Annotated in this window: 16 protein-coding genes; 4 read left to right on the forward strand and 12 right to left on the reverse strand. The window is 73.8% G+C overall.

The window, feature by feature from the left end; all coding sequences use genetic code 11:
- Positions 1 to 27: 27 nt before the first annotated feature.
- From ACZ7MY_RS14065 to ACZ7MY_RS14075, 3 genes are all read left to right on the forward strand, one after another.
- Positions 28 to 1632 (forward strand): AMP-binding protein, encoded by a 1605-nt coding sequence (locus tag ACZ7MY_RS14065; protein WP_499601771.1) that lies wholly within the window; start codon positions 28 to 30, stop codon positions 1630 to 1632.
- Between the two features lie 4 nt (positions 1633 to 1636).
- Complete coding sequence (locus tag ACZ7MY_RS14070; RefSeq protein WP_499601773.1) at positions 1637 to 2461, forward strand: PaaX family transcriptional regulator; 825 nt, start codon at positions 1637 to 1639, stop codon at positions 2459 to 2461.
- A 62-nt stretch (positions 2462 to 2523) separates the two neighbouring features.
- Entirely contained in the window at positions 2524 to 3084 is a 561-nt protein-coding gene (locus tag ACZ7MY_RS14075) for a Uma2 family endonuclease (protein ID WP_499601774.1), read from the forward strand.
- 18 nt (positions 3085 to 3102) lie between these two features.
- On the opposite strand, the gene ACZ7MY_RS14080 is transcribed toward ACZ7MY_RS14075, so the two are convergent.
- The 11 genes from ACZ7MY_RS14080 to ACZ7MY_RS14130 form a co-directional block, all read right to left on the reverse strand.
- Positions 3103 to 5370 (reverse strand): bifunctional salicylyl-CoA 5-hydroxylase/oxidoreductase, encoded by a 2268-nt coding sequence (locus ACZ7MY_RS14080; RefSeq protein WP_499601776.1) that lies wholly within the window; start codon positions 5368 to 5370, stop codon positions 3103 to 3105.
- Between the two features lie 2 nt (positions 5371 to 5372).
- The gene (locus ACZ7MY_RS14085) at positions 5373 to 6200 is read right to left on the reverse strand and encodes an enoyl-CoA hydratase family protein (RefSeq protein WP_499601778.1); all 828 of its coding nucleotides are present in this window, start codon (positions 6198 to 6200) and stop codon (positions 5373 to 5375) included.
- Positions 6201 to 6299: 99 nt separating this feature from the next.
- Entirely contained in the window at positions 6300 to 7304 is a 1005-nt protein-coding gene (argF, locus tag ACZ7MY_RS14090) for an ornithine carbamoyltransferase (RefSeq protein ID WP_499601779.1), read from the reverse strand.
- A gap of 163 nt (positions 7305 to 7467) precedes the next feature.
- Positions 7468 to 8691 carry an arginine deiminase gene (locus ACZ7MY_RS14095; RefSeq protein WP_499601780.1) on the reverse strand — a complete coding sequence of 408 codons (1224 nt, stop codon included), beginning with the start codon at positions 8689 to 8691 and terminating at the stop codon, positions 7468 to 7470.
- 75 nt (positions 8692 to 8766) lie between these two features.
- Positions 8767 to 11313: a polynucleotide kinase-phosphatase gene (locus tag ACZ7MY_RS14100; protein ID WP_499601782.1), complete on the reverse strand. Its 2547-nt coding sequence runs from the start codon at positions 11311 to 11313 to the stop codon at positions 8767 to 8769.
- Positions 11310 to 12833 carry a 3' terminal RNA ribose 2'-O-methyltransferase Hen1 gene (locus tag ACZ7MY_RS14105; RefSeq protein ID WP_499601784.1) on the reverse strand — a complete coding sequence of 508 codons (1524 nt, stop codon included), beginning with the start codon at positions 12831 to 12833 and terminating at the stop codon, positions 11310 to 11312. Before ACZ7MY_RS14105 ends, ACZ7MY_RS14100 begins: the two co-directional genes overlap by 4 nt.
- Positions 12824 to 13786, reverse strand: a complete 963-nt coding sequence (gene mmuM, locus ACZ7MY_RS14110) for a homocysteine S-methyltransferase (protein WP_499601785.1) — start codon at positions 13784 to 13786, stop codon at positions 12824 to 12826. Before mmuM ends, ACZ7MY_RS14105 begins: the two co-directional genes overlap by 10 nt.
- Positions 13787 to 13816: 30 nt before the next feature.
- Positions 13817 to 14740 (reverse strand): LLM class F420-dependent oxidoreductase, encoded by a 924-nt coding sequence (locus tag ACZ7MY_RS14115; protein ID WP_499601786.1) that lies wholly within the window; start codon positions 14738 to 14740, stop codon positions 13817 to 13819.
- A 118-nt stretch (positions 14741 to 14858) separates the two neighbouring features.
- Positions 14859 to 15314, reverse strand: coding sequence for a DUF6099 family protein (locus ACZ7MY_RS14120; protein ID WP_499601788.1), 456 nt, complete (start codon positions 15312 to 15314; stop codon positions 14859 to 14861).
- A gap of 177 nt (positions 15315 to 15491) precedes the next feature.
- A complete protein-coding gene (locus ACZ7MY_RS14125; RefSeq protein ID WP_018563257.1) occupies positions 15492 to 15824 on the reverse strand; it encodes a nucleotide pyrophosphohydrolase in 333 nt (110 codons plus the stop codon).
- Positions 15825 to 15834: 10 nt separating this feature from the next.
- Positions 15835 to 17103 (reverse strand): AAA family ATPase, encoded by a 1269-nt coding sequence (locus ACZ7MY_RS14130; protein ID WP_499601789.1) that lies wholly within the window; start codon positions 17101 to 17103, stop codon positions 15835 to 15837.
- A gap of 102 nt (positions 17104 to 17205) precedes the next feature.
- On the opposite strand from ACZ7MY_RS14130, the gene ACZ7MY_RS14135 reads away from it, so the two are divergent.
- Positions 17206 to 17748, forward strand: coding sequence for a DUF1697 domain-containing protein (locus ACZ7MY_RS14135; RefSeq protein WP_499601791.1), 543 nt, complete (start codon positions 17206 to 17208; stop codon positions 17746 to 17748).
- Between the two features lie 79 nt (positions 17749 to 17827).
- Here the strand turns inward: ACZ7MY_RS14135 and ACZ7MY_RS14140 are convergent, their stop codons facing one another.
- Positions 17828 to 18823 carry an extracellular catalytic domain type 1 short-chain-length polyhydroxyalkanoate depolymerase gene (locus ACZ7MY_RS14140; protein WP_499601792.1) on the reverse strand — a complete coding sequence of 332 codons (996 nt, stop codon included), beginning with the start codon at positions 18821 to 18823 and terminating at the stop codon, positions 17828 to 17830.
- Positions 18824 to 18909: the final 86 nt, after the last annotated feature.

Raw genomic sequence — 18909 nt, forward strand, 5'->3', positions numbered from 1 at the left:
CAGGGCCCAACGAGGGGCGAACCCGCCATGGACCTGCTGCCGTCAGCACACGTGGACACTTTCCCGCGGGATCACCTCCCGCCGCGTGACCAGTGGCCCGTCCTGACCCAAGACCTCCCCGAGCTGGCCTATCCGGGCCGGCTCAACTGCGGTACCGAACTCCTCGCCGCCGGACGGCCCGAGGCGCCCTGCCTGCGGACGCCGGACGGTGAGGTCTGGTCGTACGCCGACCTGCGTGCCGCCTCCGACCGCATCGCGCACGTGCTGACCGACGACCTCGGGGTGGTGTCCGGCAACCGCGTGCTGCTGCGCGGGCCCACCACACCGTGGCTGGTGGCCTGCTGGTTCGCCGTCATGAAGGCGGGCGCGGTCGCGGTGACGGTGCTCGCGGCGCACCGCCCGCACGAACTGGCGACGATCTGCGAGATCGCCTCCGTGCGGCACGCGCTGTGCGACATCCGCGCGCTCGACGACCTCGCCAAGTGCGAGGCGCCCGGGCTGCGCGTCGCCACCTACGGCGGCGAGGCGCCGGACGACCTGCTGCGGCTCGCGGCCGGCCGGCCGGACTCCTTCGCCGCGGTGGAGACCTCGTCGGACGACGTCGCGCTGATCGCCTTCACCTCCGGCACGACCGGACGGCCCAAGGGCTGCATGCACTTCCACCGGGACGTGCTGGCGATCGCCGACACCTTCTCAGCGCACATACTGCGCCCCACCCCGGCGGACGTGTTCGCCGGCAGCCCGCCGCTGGGCTTCACCTTCGGGCTGGGCGGCCTGGTCGTCTTCCCACTGCGCGTGGGGGCGTCGGCGCTGCTCCTGGAGCAGGCCGGGCCCGAGCAGCTCGCCCGGGCCGTCGCGGAGCACGGGGTGACGGTGCTGTTCACCGCGCCCACCGCGTACCGGGCCATACTCGCCTCGCACGGCTCCAGGGACCTGTCCTCGCTGCGCCGCTGCGTGTCGGCGGGCGAGAACCTGCCCGAGTCGACCTGGCACGCCTGGTACGAGTCGACGGGGCTGCGGATCATCAACGGCATAGGGGCGACGGAGCTGCTGCACATCTTCATCTCCGCCGCCGACGACCTGATCCGCCCGGGCACCACGGGCCTGCCGGTGCCGGGCTACCGGGCCCGGGTCGTCGACCCCCTGACGCTCTCCCCCGTACCGGACGGCGAACCGGGGCTGCTGGCGGTGCGCGGCCCCACGGGCTGCCGCTACCTGGCCGACGAGCGGCAGCGGGAGTACGTGCGGGACGGCTGGAACATCACCGGCGACACCTATGTGCGCGAGGCCGACGGCTACTTCCGCTACGTGGCCCGCGCCGACGACATGATCATCTCGTCGGGGTACAACATCGCGGGCCCCGAGGTCGAGGAGGCGCTGCTGCGCCACCCCGACGTGCGGGAGGCGGCGGTCATCGGCGTGCCGGACGAGCAGCGCGGCCAGATCGTACGGGCCTTCGTCGTGCTGCGGGACGGCCCGCCGCGCGACGAGCACACGGTCGAGTCGCTGCGTTCCTTCACCCGGGAGGAGATCGCGAGCTACAAGTGCCCGCGCGAGGTCGTCTTCCTTGACGCCCTGCCCCGCACGCCCACGGGGAAGCTGCAGCGCTTCCGGCTGCGCGACCTACAGTGATCGCGTGACCGAGCACACCCCCAGTTCACTGATCCTGACCTTCTTCGGCGCCTACGGCCGGGCCGACGGCTGGGACGGGCGGATACCCGTCGCCGGGCTGATCCGGCTGATGGGCGCCGTCGACGTGGACCCGCAGTCGGTGCGCTCGGCGGTCTCCCGGCTCAAGCGCCGCGGCCTGCTGGAGCCCGACCGGGTCGGCGGCGCCGCCGGCTACGCGCTGTCCGAGGACGCCCGGCAGTTGCTCGCCGACGGCGACCGGCGCATCTACGGTCACCCGGCCGGCGCAACGGAGGACCGGCAGTGGGTGCTCGCCGTCTTCTCCGTACCGGAGAGCGAGCGCAACAAGCGGCACCTGCTCCGCTCCCGCCTGGCCCGCCTGGGCTTCGGAACGGCCGCGCCAGGCGTGTGGATCGCGCCCGCCCGCCTCCACGAGGAGGCCGGGCACACCCTGCGCCGGCTCGGCCTGGAGGGCTACGTCGACCTCTTCACCGGCACCCACGACGGCTTCGAGCCGACCGTCGCGGCCGTGCGCCGCTGGTGGGACCTGGACGCCGTCGCCAAGCGCCACCTCGCCTTCCTCGACGCCCACGAGCCCGTGCTGCGCGCCTGGGCGGCCCGCCGTACGACCCCGCCGCAGGAGGCCTTCGCGGACTACCTGCGCGCCCTCGACTCCTGGCGCCGGCTCCCCTACGCCGACCCGGGCCTGCCGCCCGCCCTCCTCCCCTCCGGCTGGCCCGGCGGCCGCGCGGCGGCGGTCTTCGAGGGCCTGCACGCCCGGCTGCGCGACGCGGGCGCGGAGTTCGCGTACTCCGCCGACCCCGCGGCGTGACCGGCCTCCCCGGGTGATCGTCGGCAGGACGCAGGCCCGTACGGCGATCCGGGGGAACGCACATGACGGCTCCGCCCGGGCAGAGCCCCGCCACGGCGGGCGAGGCGGCCGTACTCGCGGCGTTCCTCGAACTCACCCTGCCCGAGGGCTACCGCGCGGAGCTGATCGACGGGGAGATCGTCGTCGCGCCGCCACCCGACGGCGACCACCAGGACGCGGTGGCCCGGCTGGCCCGTGCGGTCGTCGCGGAGTCCGCCGCCGATCTGTACGTCGCGTTCACCAAGGGTCTGGTCAGCCCGCTGGGGCGCTTCGTCCCCGACGCCGTCGTCGCCCCGAAGGGGCACTTCCGCGGACAGCCGCCCTGGGCCGACCCGGCCGGCGTGGTGATGGCGGTCCGGGTGACGACGGCGCGTCCGGCCAGGGACCGCGGCCCGCGACGACGCGGCTACGCGGCCGCCGGCATCCCCTTCTACCTGCTGGTGGACCGCACCGAGGGCACGGTCACCTTGTACGGCGAGCCGGACGCCGAGGACTACCGGCAGGACGTCCGCGTGCTGTTCGGCAAGGAGCTCGACCTCCCGGAGCCGTTCGCGTTCACCCTCGACACCTCCGCCTTCCGCTGACCCGCGCCCAGGGGCGCCTCACACGTCCAGCGTGAGCCGGGGCCGGGGTGCGTCGGTGCGGCCCGTGGGCGGGCGGCGGCTGCCGGCCTGGTACGGGAGGGGCCAGGGGGCGCCGGGGCCGGAGTAGCCCTGTTCCGCCGCGGCGTGCAGCGTCCAGTTGGGGTCGTAGAGGTGGGGGCGGGCCAGCGCGCACAGGTCGGCGCGGCCGGCGAGGATCAGGGAGTTGACGTCGTCCCAGGAGGAGATGGCGCCGACCGCGATGACGGGCACGCCGAGTTCGTTGCGGATCCGGTCGGCGTAGGGGGTCTGGTAGGAGCGGCCGAAGTCGGGGGCCTCGTCGGGGACCACCTGGCCGGTGGAGACGTCGATGGCGTCGGCGCCGCGGGCGGCGAAGGCCCTGGCGATCTCCACCGCGTCGTCGGCGGTCGTGCCGCCCTCGGCCCAGTCGGTGGCGGAGATGCGGACGGTCATCGGGCGGTCGTCGGGCCAGACCTCGCGGACGGCGTCGAAGACCTCCAGCGGGAAGCGGAGTCGTCCGGCCAGGTCGCGGCCGTAGGCGTCGGTGCGCCGGTTGGTGAGCGGCGAGAGGAAGGACGACAGCAGGTAGCCGTGGGCGCAGTGCAGTTCCAGCAGGTCGAACCCGGCGCGGGCACCGCGCGCGGCGGAGGCGGCGAACTGCTCGCGGATCGCGGCGAGCCCGGCGGTGTCCAGGGTGTGCGGGACCTGGCTGACGTGGGGGTGGTACGGCAGCGGGGAGGGAGCCGCGAGCGGCCAGTTGCCCTCGGGGAGCGGCTGGTCGATGCCCTCCCACATCAGCCGGGTGGAGCCCTTGCGGCCGCTGTGGCCGAGCTGGAGGCCGAGTGCGGCGCCGGGCCGGGCGTGCACGAAGTCGGCGACACGGCGCCAGGCGGCCTCGTGCCCGTCGTTCCACAGTCCCGCACAGCCGGGGGTGATCCGGCCCTCCGGGCTGACGCAGACCATCTCGGTCATGACCAGGCCCGCGCCGCCGAGGGCGCGGGCGCCGAGGTGGACGAGGTGGAAGTCGCCGGGGGTGCCGTCGGTGGCGGAGTACATGTCCATCGGCGAGACGACGACCCGGTTGCGCAGCGTCAGGCCGCGCAGGGTGAAGGGGGTGAACATGGGCGGGGTGTCGGGACCGGTGCCGAACTCCCGCTCCACCGAGGCGGTGAAGTCCGCGTCGCGCAGCCGAAGGTTGTCGTGGGTGACCCGGCGGCTGCGGGTGAGCAGGTTGAAGGCGAACTGCCGGGGCGGCTGGGCGGCGTACTGCTCCAGGTGCTCGAACCACTCCAGGCTGGCCCGCGCGGCGCGCTGCGTGCTGGCGACCACGGGCTTGCGCTCGGCCTCGTAGGCGGCGAGCGCCTCGGGCACGCCGGGCTGTTCGTGCAGGCAGGCGGCGAGGGCGAGGGCGTCCTCCATGGCGAGCTTGGTGCCGGAGCCGATGGAGAAGTGCGCGGTGTGGGCCGCGTCGCCGAGCAGCACGATGTTCCCGTGGCGCCAGCGCTCGTTGACGACGGTGGTGAAGGCGATCCACCGGGAGCCGTTGCCGCGCAGATTGTGGCCGTGCAGGGCGTCGGCGAAGATCTTCTCGCAGCGGGCGATCGACTCGGCCTCGTCCAGCCGGTCCAGGCCGGCGCGCCGCCAGACGTCCTCGTGCATCTCGACGATGAACGTGCTCCCGTCCGGCCGGAACGGGTAGCCGTGGGCCTGCATCACGCCGTGTTCGGTCTCGGCGATCTCGAAGCGGAAGGCGTCCAGGGCGAGGTCGGTGGCGAGCCAGATGTAGCGGCAGCGGTGCCCGGTGAGGATGGGCCGGAAGACGGCGGCGTGGGCGCCGCGGGTGGCGCTGCCCGCGCCGTCGGCGGCGACGACGAGGTCGTGGTCGCGGGCCAGCCGTTCGGCGGCCGGGGCGAGTTCGCGGGTGCGGACGCGCACGCCGAGGTCGCGGCAGCGGTCGTGGAGGATCGCCAGCAGCGTGCGCCGGTCCACCGCCGCGAAGCCGTGGCCGCCGGAGGTGACGGCACGCCCGCGGTGGTGCACGTCGATGTCGTCCCAGCGGGTGAACTCCCGTTGCAGGGCGCGGAAGACGACCGGGTCGGCGTGCTCGATGCCGCCGAGCGTCTCGTCGGAGAGCACGACGCCGAAGCCGAAGGTGTCCTCGGGCGCGCCGCGCTCCCAGACGGTGACCTCGCGTTCCGGGTCGATTCGCTTGAGCAGCGCGGCGGCGTAGAGCCCGCCGGGGCCGCCGCCGATGATGGCCACCCGCACGGCTACCGGCCCTTCCAGTTGGGGCTGCGCTTCCCGGTGAACGCCGCGTGGAACTCGGCGTAGTCCTCGCTGGTCATCAGGAGCGCCTGGGTCGCGGCGTCCATCTCCACGGCGGCGGCGAGCGGCATGTCGAGCTCCGCGGTGAGCAGCGCCTTGGTCTGCGCGTACGCCAGCGCGGGGCCTGCGGCCAGGCGTTTGGCGAGGGCGGCGGCGCTCGCGTCCGCCGTGCCGTCGCCGACGAGTTCGCTGACGAGGCCGATGCGGTCGGCCTCCTCGGCGCCCAGGGTGTCGCCGAGCATCAGCAGCCGGGTGGCGTGGCCGAGCCCGACGATGCGCGGCAGCAGGTAGGCGGCGCCCATGTCGGCGCCGGCGAGGCCGACCTTGGTGAAGAGGAAGGCGAAGCGGGCCGAGCGCTCGACGATCCGGAAGTCGGAGGCGAGCGCGATGACGGAGCCGGCGCCCGCCGCGACGCCGTGGACCGCGGCGACGACGGGGAAGGGGGCCTCGCGGATGGCACGGACGACCTGTCCGGTCATGCGCGTGAAGTCCAGGAGCTGACCGGCGCCCATGGCGAGGGTGGCGCCGATGATCTCGTCGACGTCCCCGCCGGAGCAGAAGCCGCGGCCCGCCCCGGCGAGCACCAGCACGCGGGTGTCACCGTGGTGCGGCAGTTCGGTGAGCAGGTCGCGCAGGTCGGCGTAGGCGCCGAAGGTGAGCGCGTTGAGCTTGTCGGGGCGGTCGAGGGTGACGGTGACGACGCCGTCCGCGCGCTCGACCCGCAGGTGCCGCCATTCCTCGGTACGGCCTGCGGAGCCTCGGTAGGGGCTCATGGGGCACGTCCTCCTTCACGGGGGAGGCAGGCTTGCCAACACCGCGAAGTTATCACTCCTTCGTGACCGCCGTCACGAGTGCGCGATACGTGCGGCGCCTCACGCGCCTCCCAGCGTGGCGACGAGCACGGCCTTGATGGTGTGCATCCGGTTCTCGGCCTGGTCGAAGACGATGGACCGCGCCGATTCGAAGACCTCGTCGGTGACCTCCAGCGAAGTCAGCCCGTGCCGTTCGTGGATCTCCCGGGCCAGGGTCGTGCCGAGGTCGTGGAAGGCGGGCAGGCAGTGCATGAACTTCGCGTCGGCGAGGCCGGTGGCCCGCAGCACGTCCGCGGTCACGGCGTACGGCTTCAGCAGCGCGATCCGCTCGTCCCAGACCTCGGCGGGCTCGCCCATCGACACCCAGACGTCGGTGTGGACGAACCGGGCGCCGGCGACGCCCTCGGTGACGTCCTCGGTGAGGGTGACGCGGGCGCCGCTCGCCTCGGCCAGGCGCCGGGCCTCGGCGACGACGGAGTCGTCCGGCCACAGTTGCTCGGGGGCGACGATGCGTACGTCCATGCCGAGGAGGGCGCCGGTGACCAGCAGCGAGTTGCCCATGTTGGAGCGGGCGTCGCCGAGGTAGGCGTACGCGGTCTCCTCCAGCGGGGCGGCGGAGTGCTCGGCCATGGTGAGCACGTCGGCGAGCATCTGGGTCGGGTGCCACTGGTCGGTGAGGCCGTTCCACACCGGCACCCCGGCGTGGGCGGCCAGTTCCTCGACGACCTCCTGGCCCGTTCCGCGGTACTCGATGCCGTCGAACATCCGGCCGAGCACCCGGGCGGTGTCCTTCACCGACTCCTTGTGGCCGAGCTGGGAGCCGGCCGGGTCCAGGTAGGTGGTGGAGGCGCCCTGGTCGGCCGCGGCGACCTCGAAGGCGCACCGGGTCCGGGTGGAGGTCTTGGCGAAGATCAGGGCGATGTTCCGGCCCGTGAGCCGCCGGACCTCGGCGCCCGCCTTCTTGGCCGCCTTCAGTTCGGCGGCCAGCTCCACCAGCCCGCGGAACTCCTCGGGGGCGAAGTCCAGCTCCTTGAGGAAGTGGCGGCCCGTGAGGTCGATGGCCATGGGGGCTCCTAGGTCGGGGTCGGCCGGGTGCCGAACATGAGTGCGCCGGGACCATGGAAGTCTATACGAATCGACGCATCCTTATACAGGCCCCAGCGCCCCCCGGTCCCGGCCGTCCGTCCCCGTCCCGGCCCCCTCCGTCCGCCGGCCCCCCGTCCGTCCGTCAGACAGGGTCCCGCTCGATGGGGCAGCTCATGCAGCGCGGGCCGCCGCGGCCGCGCCCCAGCTCGCTCCCGGGGATCTCTATGACCTCGATGCCGCGCTTGCGCAGGAAGGTGTTGGTGGTGACGTTGCGCTCGTAGGCCAGGACGACGCCCGGCTCCAGGGCGAGGACGTTGCAGCCGTCGTCCCACTGCTCACGCTCGGCGGAGTGGACGTCCTGCGTCGCGGTGAGCACGCGGATGTCGTCCAGGCCGAGGGCCGCGGCGATCGCCCGGTGCATGTGCTCCGGCGGGTGGTCGGTGACCTTGAGGTCACGCTCACCCGCGCCGGGCTCGATGGTGTACGAGCGCAGCATCCCCAGGCCCGCGTACTTGGTGAAGGTGTCGCCGTCGACCATGGTCATCACGGTGTCCAGGTGCATGAAGGCACGGCGCTTGGGCATGTCCAGGGCCACGATCGTGGTCGCCGAGCCCGCGTTGAACAGCCGCTGGGCCAGCATCTCCACGGCCTGCGGGGTGGTGCGCTCGCTCATGCCGATGAGGACGGCGCCGTTGCCGATCACCAGGACGTCGCCGCCCTCGATGGTGGACGGGTAGGCCGCCTGCCCCTCGGACCACACGTGGAAGGAGCCGCCCGCGAAGAGCGGGTGGTGGCGGTAGATCGCCTCGTAGTGGATCGTCTCGTGCCAGCGGGCCGGCCAGCGCATCGCGTTGATGCTGACCCCGTCGTAGACCCAGGCCGAGGTGTCCCGGGTGAAGATGTGGTTGGGCAGCGGGTCGACCAGGAAGTCGTCCAGGTCCATCACGTGGAAGCGGACCGAGGTGGGCTCGGCGAACCGGCCCAGGAACTCCCGCTTGGTCATGCCGCCGACCAGCGCCTCGGTCAGCTCGGCCGCGGACAGCTCGTCGAAGGCGGCGCGCAGGTGGTCGGTGACCACCGGGCCGTACTCCTTCTCGTCGAACACCCGGTCCAGCACCATGCGCCGCGCCTCGGGCAGGTCCAGCGTCTCCCGCAGCAGGTCACCGAAGAGGTGCACGGCCACGCCCCGGTCGCGCAGCACGTCGGCGAAGCCGTCGTGCTCGGCGCGCGCCCGGCGCACCCACAGGACGTCGTCGAAGAGCAGGGCGTCCTTGTTCGACGGCGTGAGCCTTTTCAGCTCCAGGTCGGGGCGGTGGAGGATGACGCGGTGCAGCCGCCCGGCCTCGGAGTCCACATGGAATGCCATGGAGCTAGACATTCCCACTTGGCAGGGGTTTACCGCCAGGGAGGGGCGGGCACGCGGGTGCCCGCCCCTCATCCGTCACAGGCGGGGGTCCACCGGCTCGGACTCCAGGGCCAGGACGGCGAAGACCGCCTCGTGGACGCGCCACAGGGGCTCGCCGCCGGCGAGCCGGTCCAGCGCCTCCAGGCCCAGCGCGTACTCGCGCAGCGCGAGGGAGCGCTTGTGGCCCAGGGCCCGGGAACGGAGCCTGACCAGCTGGTCCGGCCGGGTGTACTCGGGACCGTAGATGATCCGCAGGTACTCCCGGCCCCGGCACTTCACGCCGGGCTGGACCAGCCGGTTGCCGTCCTCGGTGCGCACCAGCGCCCCGAGCGGCTTGACGACCATGCCCTCGCCGCCGGCCTCCGTCATCTCCAGCCACCACCGCGTGCCGGCCGCCACCGACTCCTCGTCGCCGGTGTCGACCACCAGCCTGCGGGTCTCCTGGAGCAGCCCCGTCGGGTCGTTCGCCACCAGACGGTCGATCAGCGCCAGCTGCTCGTCGTGCGGGAGCGCGGCGAGACTGCGGCCCTGGGCGGCCAGGATCTGGAAGGGCGCCAGACGGACCCCGTCCAGGCCCTCCGTCGTCCAGCAGTAGCGCCGGTAGGCCTCGGTGAAGGCGGCCGCGTCCGCGGACCGCCCGCGCTGCCGTTCCAGCAGGGCCGCCACGTCGGTGCCCCGCGCGACGGCGGACTCCAGGGCGGCGAGCGCGCCGGGGAAGACCGCGCCGGAGGCGGCGCCCACCGCGGCGTACTGCTTGCGCAGCAGGCCGGAGGCCTTCAGCGACCAGGGCATCAGCTCGGCGTCGAGCAGCAGCCAGTCCGTGCCGAGCTCCTCCCACAGCCCGGCGGCGGTGACGGAGGCCCGCAGCCGCTCCAGGACCTGCTCGGTGACGGCCGGGTCGTCGAAGAACGGACGGCCCGTGCGGGTGTGCAGGGAGCCCGTCACGCCGCCGGTCACCCCGAAACGCTCGCCGGCGGCCTCCGCGTCGCGGCACACCAGCGCCACGGCCCGGGAGCCCATGTGCTTCTCCTCGCAGAGCACCTGGCCGACGCCGTCCGCCTGGTAGGCGGCGAACGCCTCGTGCGGGTGCTCCAGGTAACCCTCCAGCTGCGAGGTCGCGCACGGCGACATCGTCGGCGGCAGGTACATCAGCAGCCTCGGGTCGACCGCGAAGCGGCTCATCACCTCCAGCGCGGCGGCCGCGTTCTCCTCGCGGACGGCGACCCTGCCGTGGTGCACGGTCTCCACGACACGGCGGCCGCTGACGTCGGCGAGGTCGAGCGGCCGCCCGTCGTGGCCGCCGGGGGCCTCGCTCGCCAGCGGCTTGGCCGGTTCGTACCAGACCCGCTCGGCGGGCACGTCGACGATCTCGCGCTCGGGCCAGCGCAGTGCCGTCAGCCGGCCGCCGAAGACGGCGCCGGTGTCCAGGCAGATCGTGTTGTTGATCCACGAGGTGCTCGGCACCGGCGTGTGGCCGTAGACGACGGCGGCGCGGCCGCGGTAGTCCTCGGCCCACGGGTAGCGCACGGGCAGGCCGAACTCGTCGGTCTCGCCGGTGGTGTCGCCGTACAGGGCGTGCGAGCGGACCCGGCCGGAGGTGCGGCCGTGGTACTTCTCGGGCAGGCCGGCGTGGCAGACGACCAGCTTGCCGCCGTCGAGCACGTAGTGGCTGACGAGTCCGCCGATGAACTCGCGCACCTGCTCCCGGAAGGCGGGGTCCTTCTCGTCCTCCTGCTCCAGCTGCTCGATGGTCTCGGCGAGGCCGTGGGTGTGCTGGACCTGCTTGCCCCTGAGCCAGCGGCCCAGCTTGTTCTCGTGGTTGCCGGGCACGCACAGGGCGTCGCCGGAGGCGACCATGGCCATGACGCGGCGCAGCACGCCGGGGCTGTCGGGGCCGCGGTCGACGAGGTCGCCGACGAAGACGGCGGTGCGGCCCTCGGGGTGCGCGCCGTCGACGTAGCCCAGCTTGCCGAGCAGGGTCTCCAGCTCGGAGCTGCAGCCGTGGATGTCGCCGATGATGTCGAACGGGCCGGTGAGCTCGCGCTTGTCGTTGTAGCGGCGTTCCAGCACGACCTCGGCCGCGTCGACCTCCTCGGCGCCGCGCAGGATGTGCACCTTGCGGAAGCCCTCGCGCTCCAGCTGCCGCAGCGAGCGGCGCAGCTCGCGCTGCTGGCGCTGCACGACGTGCCGGGGCAGGTGCGCGCGGTCGGGGCGGGAGGCGTTCCGCTCGATGCAGACCTGCTCGGGGACGTCGAGGACGATCGCGATGGGCAGCACGTCGTGCTCGCGGGCGAGCCGCAGCAACTGGCGGCGGCTCTCCTGCTGCACGCTGGTGGCGTCGACGACGGTGAGCCGGCCGGCGGCGAGCCGCTTGCCCGCGATGTAGTGCAGCACGTCGAAGGCGTCACCGGTGGCGGCCTGGTCGTTCTCGTCGTCGCTGACGAGGCCGCGGCAGAAGTCCGAGGAGATCACCTCGGTGGGCTTGAAGTGGCGCCGGGCGAACGTCGACTTGCCGGAGCCGGTGGTGCCGACCAGGACGACGAGGGACAGGTCGGTCACCGGGAGGGTGCGCTTGCCGGTCATGCGGACGTGACCTCCTTCGCGGTCGTGGTGGTGGACGTGGTGGTCGTGGTGGTCGTGGTGGGCGTGGTGGATGTCATGGCCGTGGCGGTCAGGGTGAAGACGGCCATCTGGGTGGGTGGGCCGACCTCGGGGTCGTCGGGGCCGACGGGGACGAAGCGGACGTCGTAGCCGTGCCGTCCGGCGACCTGCCCGGCCCACGAGCGGAACTCCTCGCGGGTCCACTCGAAGCGGTGGTCCGCGTGCCGCACGTGCCCGGCGGGCAGCGTCTCCCAGCGCACGTTGTACTCGACGTTCGGCGTGGTCACGACCACCGTCGCGGGGCGTGCCGAGCCGAAGACGGCGTACTCCAGGGCGGGCAGCCGGGGCAGGTCGAGGTGCTCGACGACCTCGCTGAGCACCGCGGCGTCCCAGCCCTTGAGCCGGGCGTCGGTGTACGTCAGGGAACCCTGCACCAGCCGGACGCGGGAGGACTGCCGCTCGCCCATGCGGTCCAGCCGCAGCCGCCGCGCCGCCTCGCCCAGGGCTCGGGACGACACGTCGACGCCGAGGACCTCGGTGAAGCGGACGTCCTTGAGCAGGGCGCCGACCAGCTGGCCCTGTCCGCAGCCGAGGTCGAGGACCCGGTTGGCGCCGGCGCCGCGCAGCTCCGCCAGGATCGCCTCGCGGCGCTGCACCGCCAGCGGCAGCGGCTTCTCCTCGGTGTCCACCTCCTCGTCGACGGCGTTGTCCAGTTCCTCGGCCTCGCTGTCGTCGGCCTCGGCGAGCCGGGCCAGCTCCAGCCGCTCCATGGCCTGCCGGGTCAGCGACCAGCGGCGGGCCAGGTAACGGCTGGTGATCAGCCGCTGCTCCGGGTGGTCGGCGAGCCATCCGTCGCCCATGCGCAGCAGCTTGTCGACCTCGTCGGGCGAGACCCAGTAGTGCTTGGCGTCGTCCAGGACCGGGAGCAGCACGTACAGGTGCCGCAGGGCCGCGGACAGCCGCAGCTCGCCCTCGAGGGCCAGCCGCACGTAGCGCGAGTCGCCCCAGGCGGGGAACTGCTCGTCCAGCGCGACCGGTTCGGCCTCTACCGTCCAGCCCAGCGGCTCGAAGAGCCGGTGGACGAGCGCGGCGCCACCGCGCGCGGGCACGGCGGGGATCTCGATCCGCAGCGGCAGGGGCTGCGCCGCACGCTCGGGACGCGCGTCGCAGACGCCCCTCAGGGCGCTGGCGAACACCGTACGGAGGGCGACCGCCAGCAGTGAGGAGGCGGCGTACGGCCGGTCGTTGACGTACTGGCCGAGCGCCGAGTCGGGAGCTCCGCCCCGGCCCTTGCCCTTGCCGCGCCGGACCAGCGCCACCGGATCCACCTCCAGCAGCAGCGCTGCGGTGCACCGTTGCTCGGACGCCAGGGGGTAGAAGACGTGGGCGTCGCCGTAGGAGGTCGAGAAGACCTGGGCCTTGTCCGGATGCTTGTGCAGCAGGAAGCCGAGGTCCGTGGCGGGCACGCCGCCACTGCCGGTGGTCGTTATCGTCAGGAACACCGCCTGAGTATCGCCTGACCGCCACCGCCCCGAACAGCGGATTTCCCCGGCCCCGCGGCGAGCGAGCGGGCGAGGGCGGATATCTGCGCGGGACCGACCCGGCAGCATCCCCCGATGAGCCGGGCACCGGCCCGTTGCCACCCGGAGGCCAGGGCCGGGTCGAAGGCCGGACCGCCGCGCCAGGCGCGGGCCCGTTCGTCCCAGGCCTCACCGCTGTTGGGGTAGACGACCACGGGCAGGTCCACGGTCGCCGCCGCCGTCTCCACGGCGCGGGCGGCGTCCGCCGGGTCGCAGCAGTTCACGCCGACGGCGATCACCGCCTCCGTGTCCGCCGCGATCCGGAAGGCCTCCTCCAGCGGCTGCCCGGCCCGGGTCCCCCCGCCCGCGACGGTGTAGCTCAGCCAGACCGGCACCCCGAGGCCCTCGACGATCCTCAGCATCGCCTCCGCCTCGTCGGTGTCCGGCACGGTCTCCAGCGCGAGGACGTCCGGGCCGGCACCGGCCAGCGTCTCGATCCTGGGCCGGTGGAAGCGCTCCAGTTCCGCGACGCCCAGCCCGTAGCGGCCCCGGTACTCGCTGCCGTCCGCGAGCATCGCGCCGTACGGTCCGACGGAGGCCGCCACCCACACGTCGTCTCGGTCGCGGGCGGCGGAGCGGGCGAGGGCGACGCTGCGCCGCAGCAGGGCGGTCGCCTCCTCCCGTCCGATGCCGCGCGCGGCGAAGCCCTCGTAGGTGGCCTGGTAACTGGCGGTGATGAGCACCCGCGCGCCCGCGCGCAGGTAGGCGGTGTGGGCCGCCTCGATCTGCTCCGGCGCGTCGGCGAGCAGCCGTGCGGACCAGAGCGCGTCGCCCAGGTCGCAGCCCTGGTCGGCGAGCTGGTTGGACAGCCCGCCGTCGAGGACGACGGTGCCCTCGGCGAGGGCCTGTGCCAGGGGCCGGGCGGGTGCGGGCATCGCGGGTGCTCCTCGTGTGGTGTGCCGGGCTCAGCCGAGCTGCGACTGGACCTGGGAGGCGATCAGTTCCAGGTGCCCGAGGTCGCTCAGGTCCAGGATCTGCAGGTAGAAACGGGTGGCGCCGAGCTCGCCGTAGCGGCCGATCTTGTCGACGACCTCGGCGGGAGAACCCGCGAGGCCGTTGGCCTTGAGCTCGTCGACCTCACGGCCGATGGCCGCGGCCCTGCGGGCGACCTCGGCGTCGTCCTTGCCGACGCACGCGATGAGGGCGTTGGAGTAGACGATCTCGTCCTTGCCCCGGCCGTGCTCCTCGGCGGCCTCCCGCACGCGGGCGAACTGCGTGGCGGTGTCCTCCAGCGAGCCGAACGGCAGGTTGAACTCGTCCGCGTAGCGGGCGGCGAGCCGCGGGGTACGCCTGGCTCCGCTGCCGCCGATGAGGACGGGGACCTTCGCCTGGGCGGGCTTGGGCAGGGCCGGGGAGTTCTCGACCGTGTAGTGCGTGCCCTTGAAGTCGAAGGTCTCCCCCACCGGGGTGCCCCACAGCCCGGTGACGATGGCGAGCTGCTCCTCGAACCTGGCGAACTTCTCCTTCGGGAAGGGGATGCCGTAGGCGGCGTGCTCCTCCGCGTACCACCCGGCGCCCAGGCCCAGCTCGACGCGGCCGCCCGACATCTGGTCCACCTGCGCGACCTGGATGGCGAGCACACCGGGCAGCCGGAAGGTGGCCGCCGTCATCAGGGTGCCGAGCCGGATCCGCTTGGTCTCGCGGGCGAGGCCGGCCAGGGTGATCCACGCGTCGGTCGGCCCCGGCACACCGTCGACGTCGCCCATCTTGAGGTAGTGGTCGGAGCGGAAGAAGGCGTCAAACCCGAGCTCCTCGGTCGCCTTGGCGACGGAGAGCAGAGTGTCGTACGAGGCCCCCTGCTGGGGCTCGGTGAAGATTCGAAGATCCATGACTCCATCCTGCACCTCCCGGCTCCGGATCGACCGGCAAGCCGCCCTGTGTGGCCCCCTCGCGGGCCCGGGGCGGCGGCAATCCGCCAACTCCGCTTCCGTTGCGTCGGCTTGGTCCTCATGCGCCCTCCCGCTGCCGTGCCTCGACCGCGCGCAGGAGCACACCCACCCGGTCCTTGGACTCGTCGGCGGCGTCGACCGCCTCGATGCACTGCCAGTACTCCGTCTCGCTCTCGGCGGTGCAGGCCACCGAGACCAGGGCCATGCCCAGCTCCGACAGCAGTTCGCGCAGCTCACGCAAGGTCCCGGCCGGTTCGCGCACTCCGGTGAGCAGGGACGCGCGCAGCGGCCCGGACGGCACCCCCGGAGGTCCCGTGGCGCCGCACGCCCGGCCGCCCGCCTCGCAGACGGAGAAGCCGGGTGTGCGCAGCTCGGGCGCCCCGTGGAGCGCGAGATGGCTGCCGATGGCCTCCGTCAGCGCCTGCACCTGCCAGGCCTCCGCCATCAGCTCACGTTCGGTCCCGCCGCCCCTCAGCGCCTCCCGCGTGGCCCGGATCAGCCGTACCGCGTCCATCACGACGCACCTCCGCCCCGTCTTCGCCCCGTCGATCGTTCCTCACTCAGAGTGACCGATCGTGACGCGATGGGGAAGTGGCCGGTTCCCGCCTGTGGACAACGCGGTCACCTGTCCGTGTGAACCGCGTGCGGAGGCCTGCGCGACGGCCCTCGGCCCGCCGGCGTGCGGGGGGGGTCAGTCCCCGGCGCCCGGCAGCGGGAAGCGCAGCTCGTTGCGGTCGATCTTCGCGGACAGGGCCTCGAGCACGTCCACACCGAGCACTTCGCAGAACTGCAGCAGGTAGGCGAGCACGTCCGCCACCTCGTCCCGCACCCGGTGCGCACTGTCGGGGTCCTCCATGACCCCGGCCGCCTGTTCGGGCGTGAGCCACTGGAAGATCTCCAGCAGCTCGGACGCCTCGACGCTCAGGGCCACGGCCAGGTTCTTGGGCGTGTGGTACGGCTCCCAGCGGCGTGCGGCCGCGAAGGCGGCCAGCCTGCGCTGCAGCGCGTGCAGATCCTCGGTCACACCCGCAGGTCTACCCCATCGCCGCCGCGTGCTGCGGCGGGGTCTGCCCGGCCGGCGGGGCCACAGGGGCCGGCGCCTCCGGGCCGGTGCCCTGCGCCGGCACCCGTTCCCGGTCGGCCGCGGCGCTCCCCAGGCGCAGCAGGGTCAGCCCCTCCGCGCCGTCGGCGACGGCGGAATCGTGCACCGTGCCGAGCAGCCTGATGTGGCCGCGTTCGGCGACCAGCGCGGCCAGCGCCAGCAACTGCCGCGACTGCGCCCGGTCCAGGCCGGTGTCGAGGCCGTCCGCGAGCACGGTGAGGACCTGCACGGCGTCCGGCACCTCCCCGCTGGTGTCCACCTCCAGCACGCCGGGACCGGTCAGCAGCACCAGCGCCAGCGCGAGGAAGCGCAACTCCCCGTCGCCGAGCCGGTCCACCGGCACGAGCCCCAGCGGCCCCCGGTCGACGGCCGCCACCACGGACTCCGCGTAGGCCCCCGTCCCCGGCTCTCCGGCGGGGATCACCGTCAGGCCCTCGACGGGCGGGCTGCACACCGCCCGCAGCGCACCGACCAGCGCCGCGTGCCGCGTACGGCACTCGCCCTGGGTGCGCCGCAGCACCGCCGAGAGGTTGTCGCAGCTGCCGCGCAGCAGGCCGTCCGCGACGCGCGCCGGCTCCCGCATCGTGTGCGGACGGGGGTCGACGGGGAACACCCCGCGCAGTGCGAGCACCACCTGCTCGGCGGCGGCGAGGACCAGCCGCTGCCCTTCCGTGGTGCCCGCCACGCGCAGCGGCAGCAGGGAGGTGGCCAGCCGGTCGTCGGGAAGCGGGGCCCGGGTCACCGGGACGAGCCCGGCCGTGTGCCAGGCCGCCTGGACCGTACGCCGTCCCGGGTCGCGCAGCGCGGTGGCGAGCAGGGTCTCCCCGCCGCCGGTCAACCGCTCGCCGACGATGCGCAGTTCCGGTTCGGTCTGCACGGCCACGTCGAGTACGACGGGACCGATCGCGCCGTCGACCGTGCAGCCGATGCGGAAGCCTCGGCGGCCCTCCGCGTCGGGCTTGGCCGCGTGGGGCACGCAGGCCGCCACTCCCCCGCGTACGCCCTCGAACGCCATGGACAGTTCCTCGCCGGCGGCCAGCCGGCCGAGCAGCCCCAGCCCCTCCAGGACACTGGACTTGCCGGTGCCGCTCGCTCCCGCCAGCAGGGTGAGCGGCCCGAGCGGGAAGCTCGCGCCGCGGTGCGACTTGAAGGCGGAGAGCCGCAGTTCGGTGACGACCGGCCGGTCACGCTTCGTGCTCATGGACGCGAACGTAGCGGCGGCGCGCGGTGCCGAACCGTTCCGCCGGGCCGGCGGTCCTCCGAAAGTGGGTAAGCCCGGCGAGGCGACGGTTAATGTGGCGGGGTGACCGGATACGTGGCGCTCCTGCGCGGGATCAACGTCGGGCCGACGACCATGCTCCCGATGCAGGACCTGCGCCGGCTGCTGGAGGAGATCGGCGGCACGTCCGTGCGCACCCATCTGCGGAGCGGCAACGCCCTGTTCGAACACGAGCGGGACGATCCCGGGAAGCTCGCGGAGGCGCTGGAGGCGGGGATCGCCGCCGCGTTCGACGGGCGGAAGGTACCGTGCCTCGTCCGTGAGGCGGCCGGACTCGCGGGGGTCGTCGAGCGCAACCCCTTCGACATGACGGGCGTCGACCCCGCGCGCTTCCTGGTCACCTTCCTGTCGGGGCCGGTCGAGCCCGACCGGATCGCCGGCCTGGACCCGGCCGGCTTCGCGCCCGACGAGTTCCGCCCGGGCGAGCGCGAGATCTACGTGCACTGCCCCGGCGGGGTGCAGAAGACCCGGCTCTCCCACGCGCTGTGGGAGAAGCACCTGGGGCTGACGGCCACCGCCCGCAACTGGAACACCGTGACCCGCCTGGCGGCGATGGCCGCGGAGTGACGGGGCGGGGCCGGCGTGCGCCCCGTCACCACCGCTGCCCGGCGCCGCCCGGGTACCGGCCGGCGCCGCCGCGCCGGACTCAGCCCAGGCCCCAGCCCGTCCCGAGCCGGTACGCCGCGCACAGGTTGACGTCCAGCATGTAGGCCGCGGCCGTGCCGCACTGGGCCGCCCCGCTGCCCGGGTCGACGGGCTGGCCGTGGCCCATGCCCGTGATGCTGTACGTCTCGACGACCGCGGCGCCGGAGGCGTCCCTGTACGTCCGGTGCGGGAAGCCCGCGACGGTGTCGGAGGCGTCGGCGGTCTGGTCGGTGCCGTGCACGTCCGTCCACTGCCGTACGAGGTCGTCCATGTTGACGGGCTTGACCGTGTAGTCGGCGGTGCCCTGGAAGACGGTCAGCCGCGGCCACGGACCCGTGTACCCGGGGAAGGCGGCGGCGACCCGGTCGCCCCACTGCCCGGGCGTCTGGGTCGCGCCGACGTACATGCACACGTACGGCGAGCCCGCCGCCTGCGCGCAGCCGTACGGCAGGCCGGCGACCACGCCGCCCGCGGCGTAGACGTCGGGGTAGGCCGCCATCATCACCGCGGTCATGGCGCCGCCCGCGGAGAGCCCGGTGACGTACACCCGCGACGGATCGGCACCGGTGTCGGCGACCTGGCGGGCGGTCATCTGCCGGATGGAGGCGGCCTCGCCCTGGCCGCGCGCGATGTCGCCGGTCTGGAACCAGTTGAAGCACTGGCTGAGGTTGTTGGCCGCGGTCTGCCCGGGCAGCACCACGGAGAAGCCCCAGCGGTCCGCCAGCGCGGTCCAGCCGCTCTGGGTGCCGTATCCCTGGGCGTTCTGGGTGCAGCCGTGGAGGGCGACGACGACGGGCCTGCCCTGCGGCAGCCCGGCGGGGACGTAGCGGTACATCCGCAGCCCGCCCGGGTTGCCGCCGAAGCCGGTCACCTCCTCGATCGTCCCGGCGGCGTGGGCGGGTCGGACGGGGACGAGCGCGGCGAGGAGCGCCACGAGGACGGCGAGCAGGGCGGCACGCGGGCGGCCCCGTTGGAATGCGGCTCTGAGTGAGGTCATGCGCCGGACGGTAGGAGCGCCGCGACGCCCGCGACATGGCCCGGGGCACCACAACGCGGAGGCCGCGCGTGGTGCCCCGGACCGCT

The sequence above is a fragment of the Streptomyces sp. NPDC111520 genome, assembly GCF_055635295.1.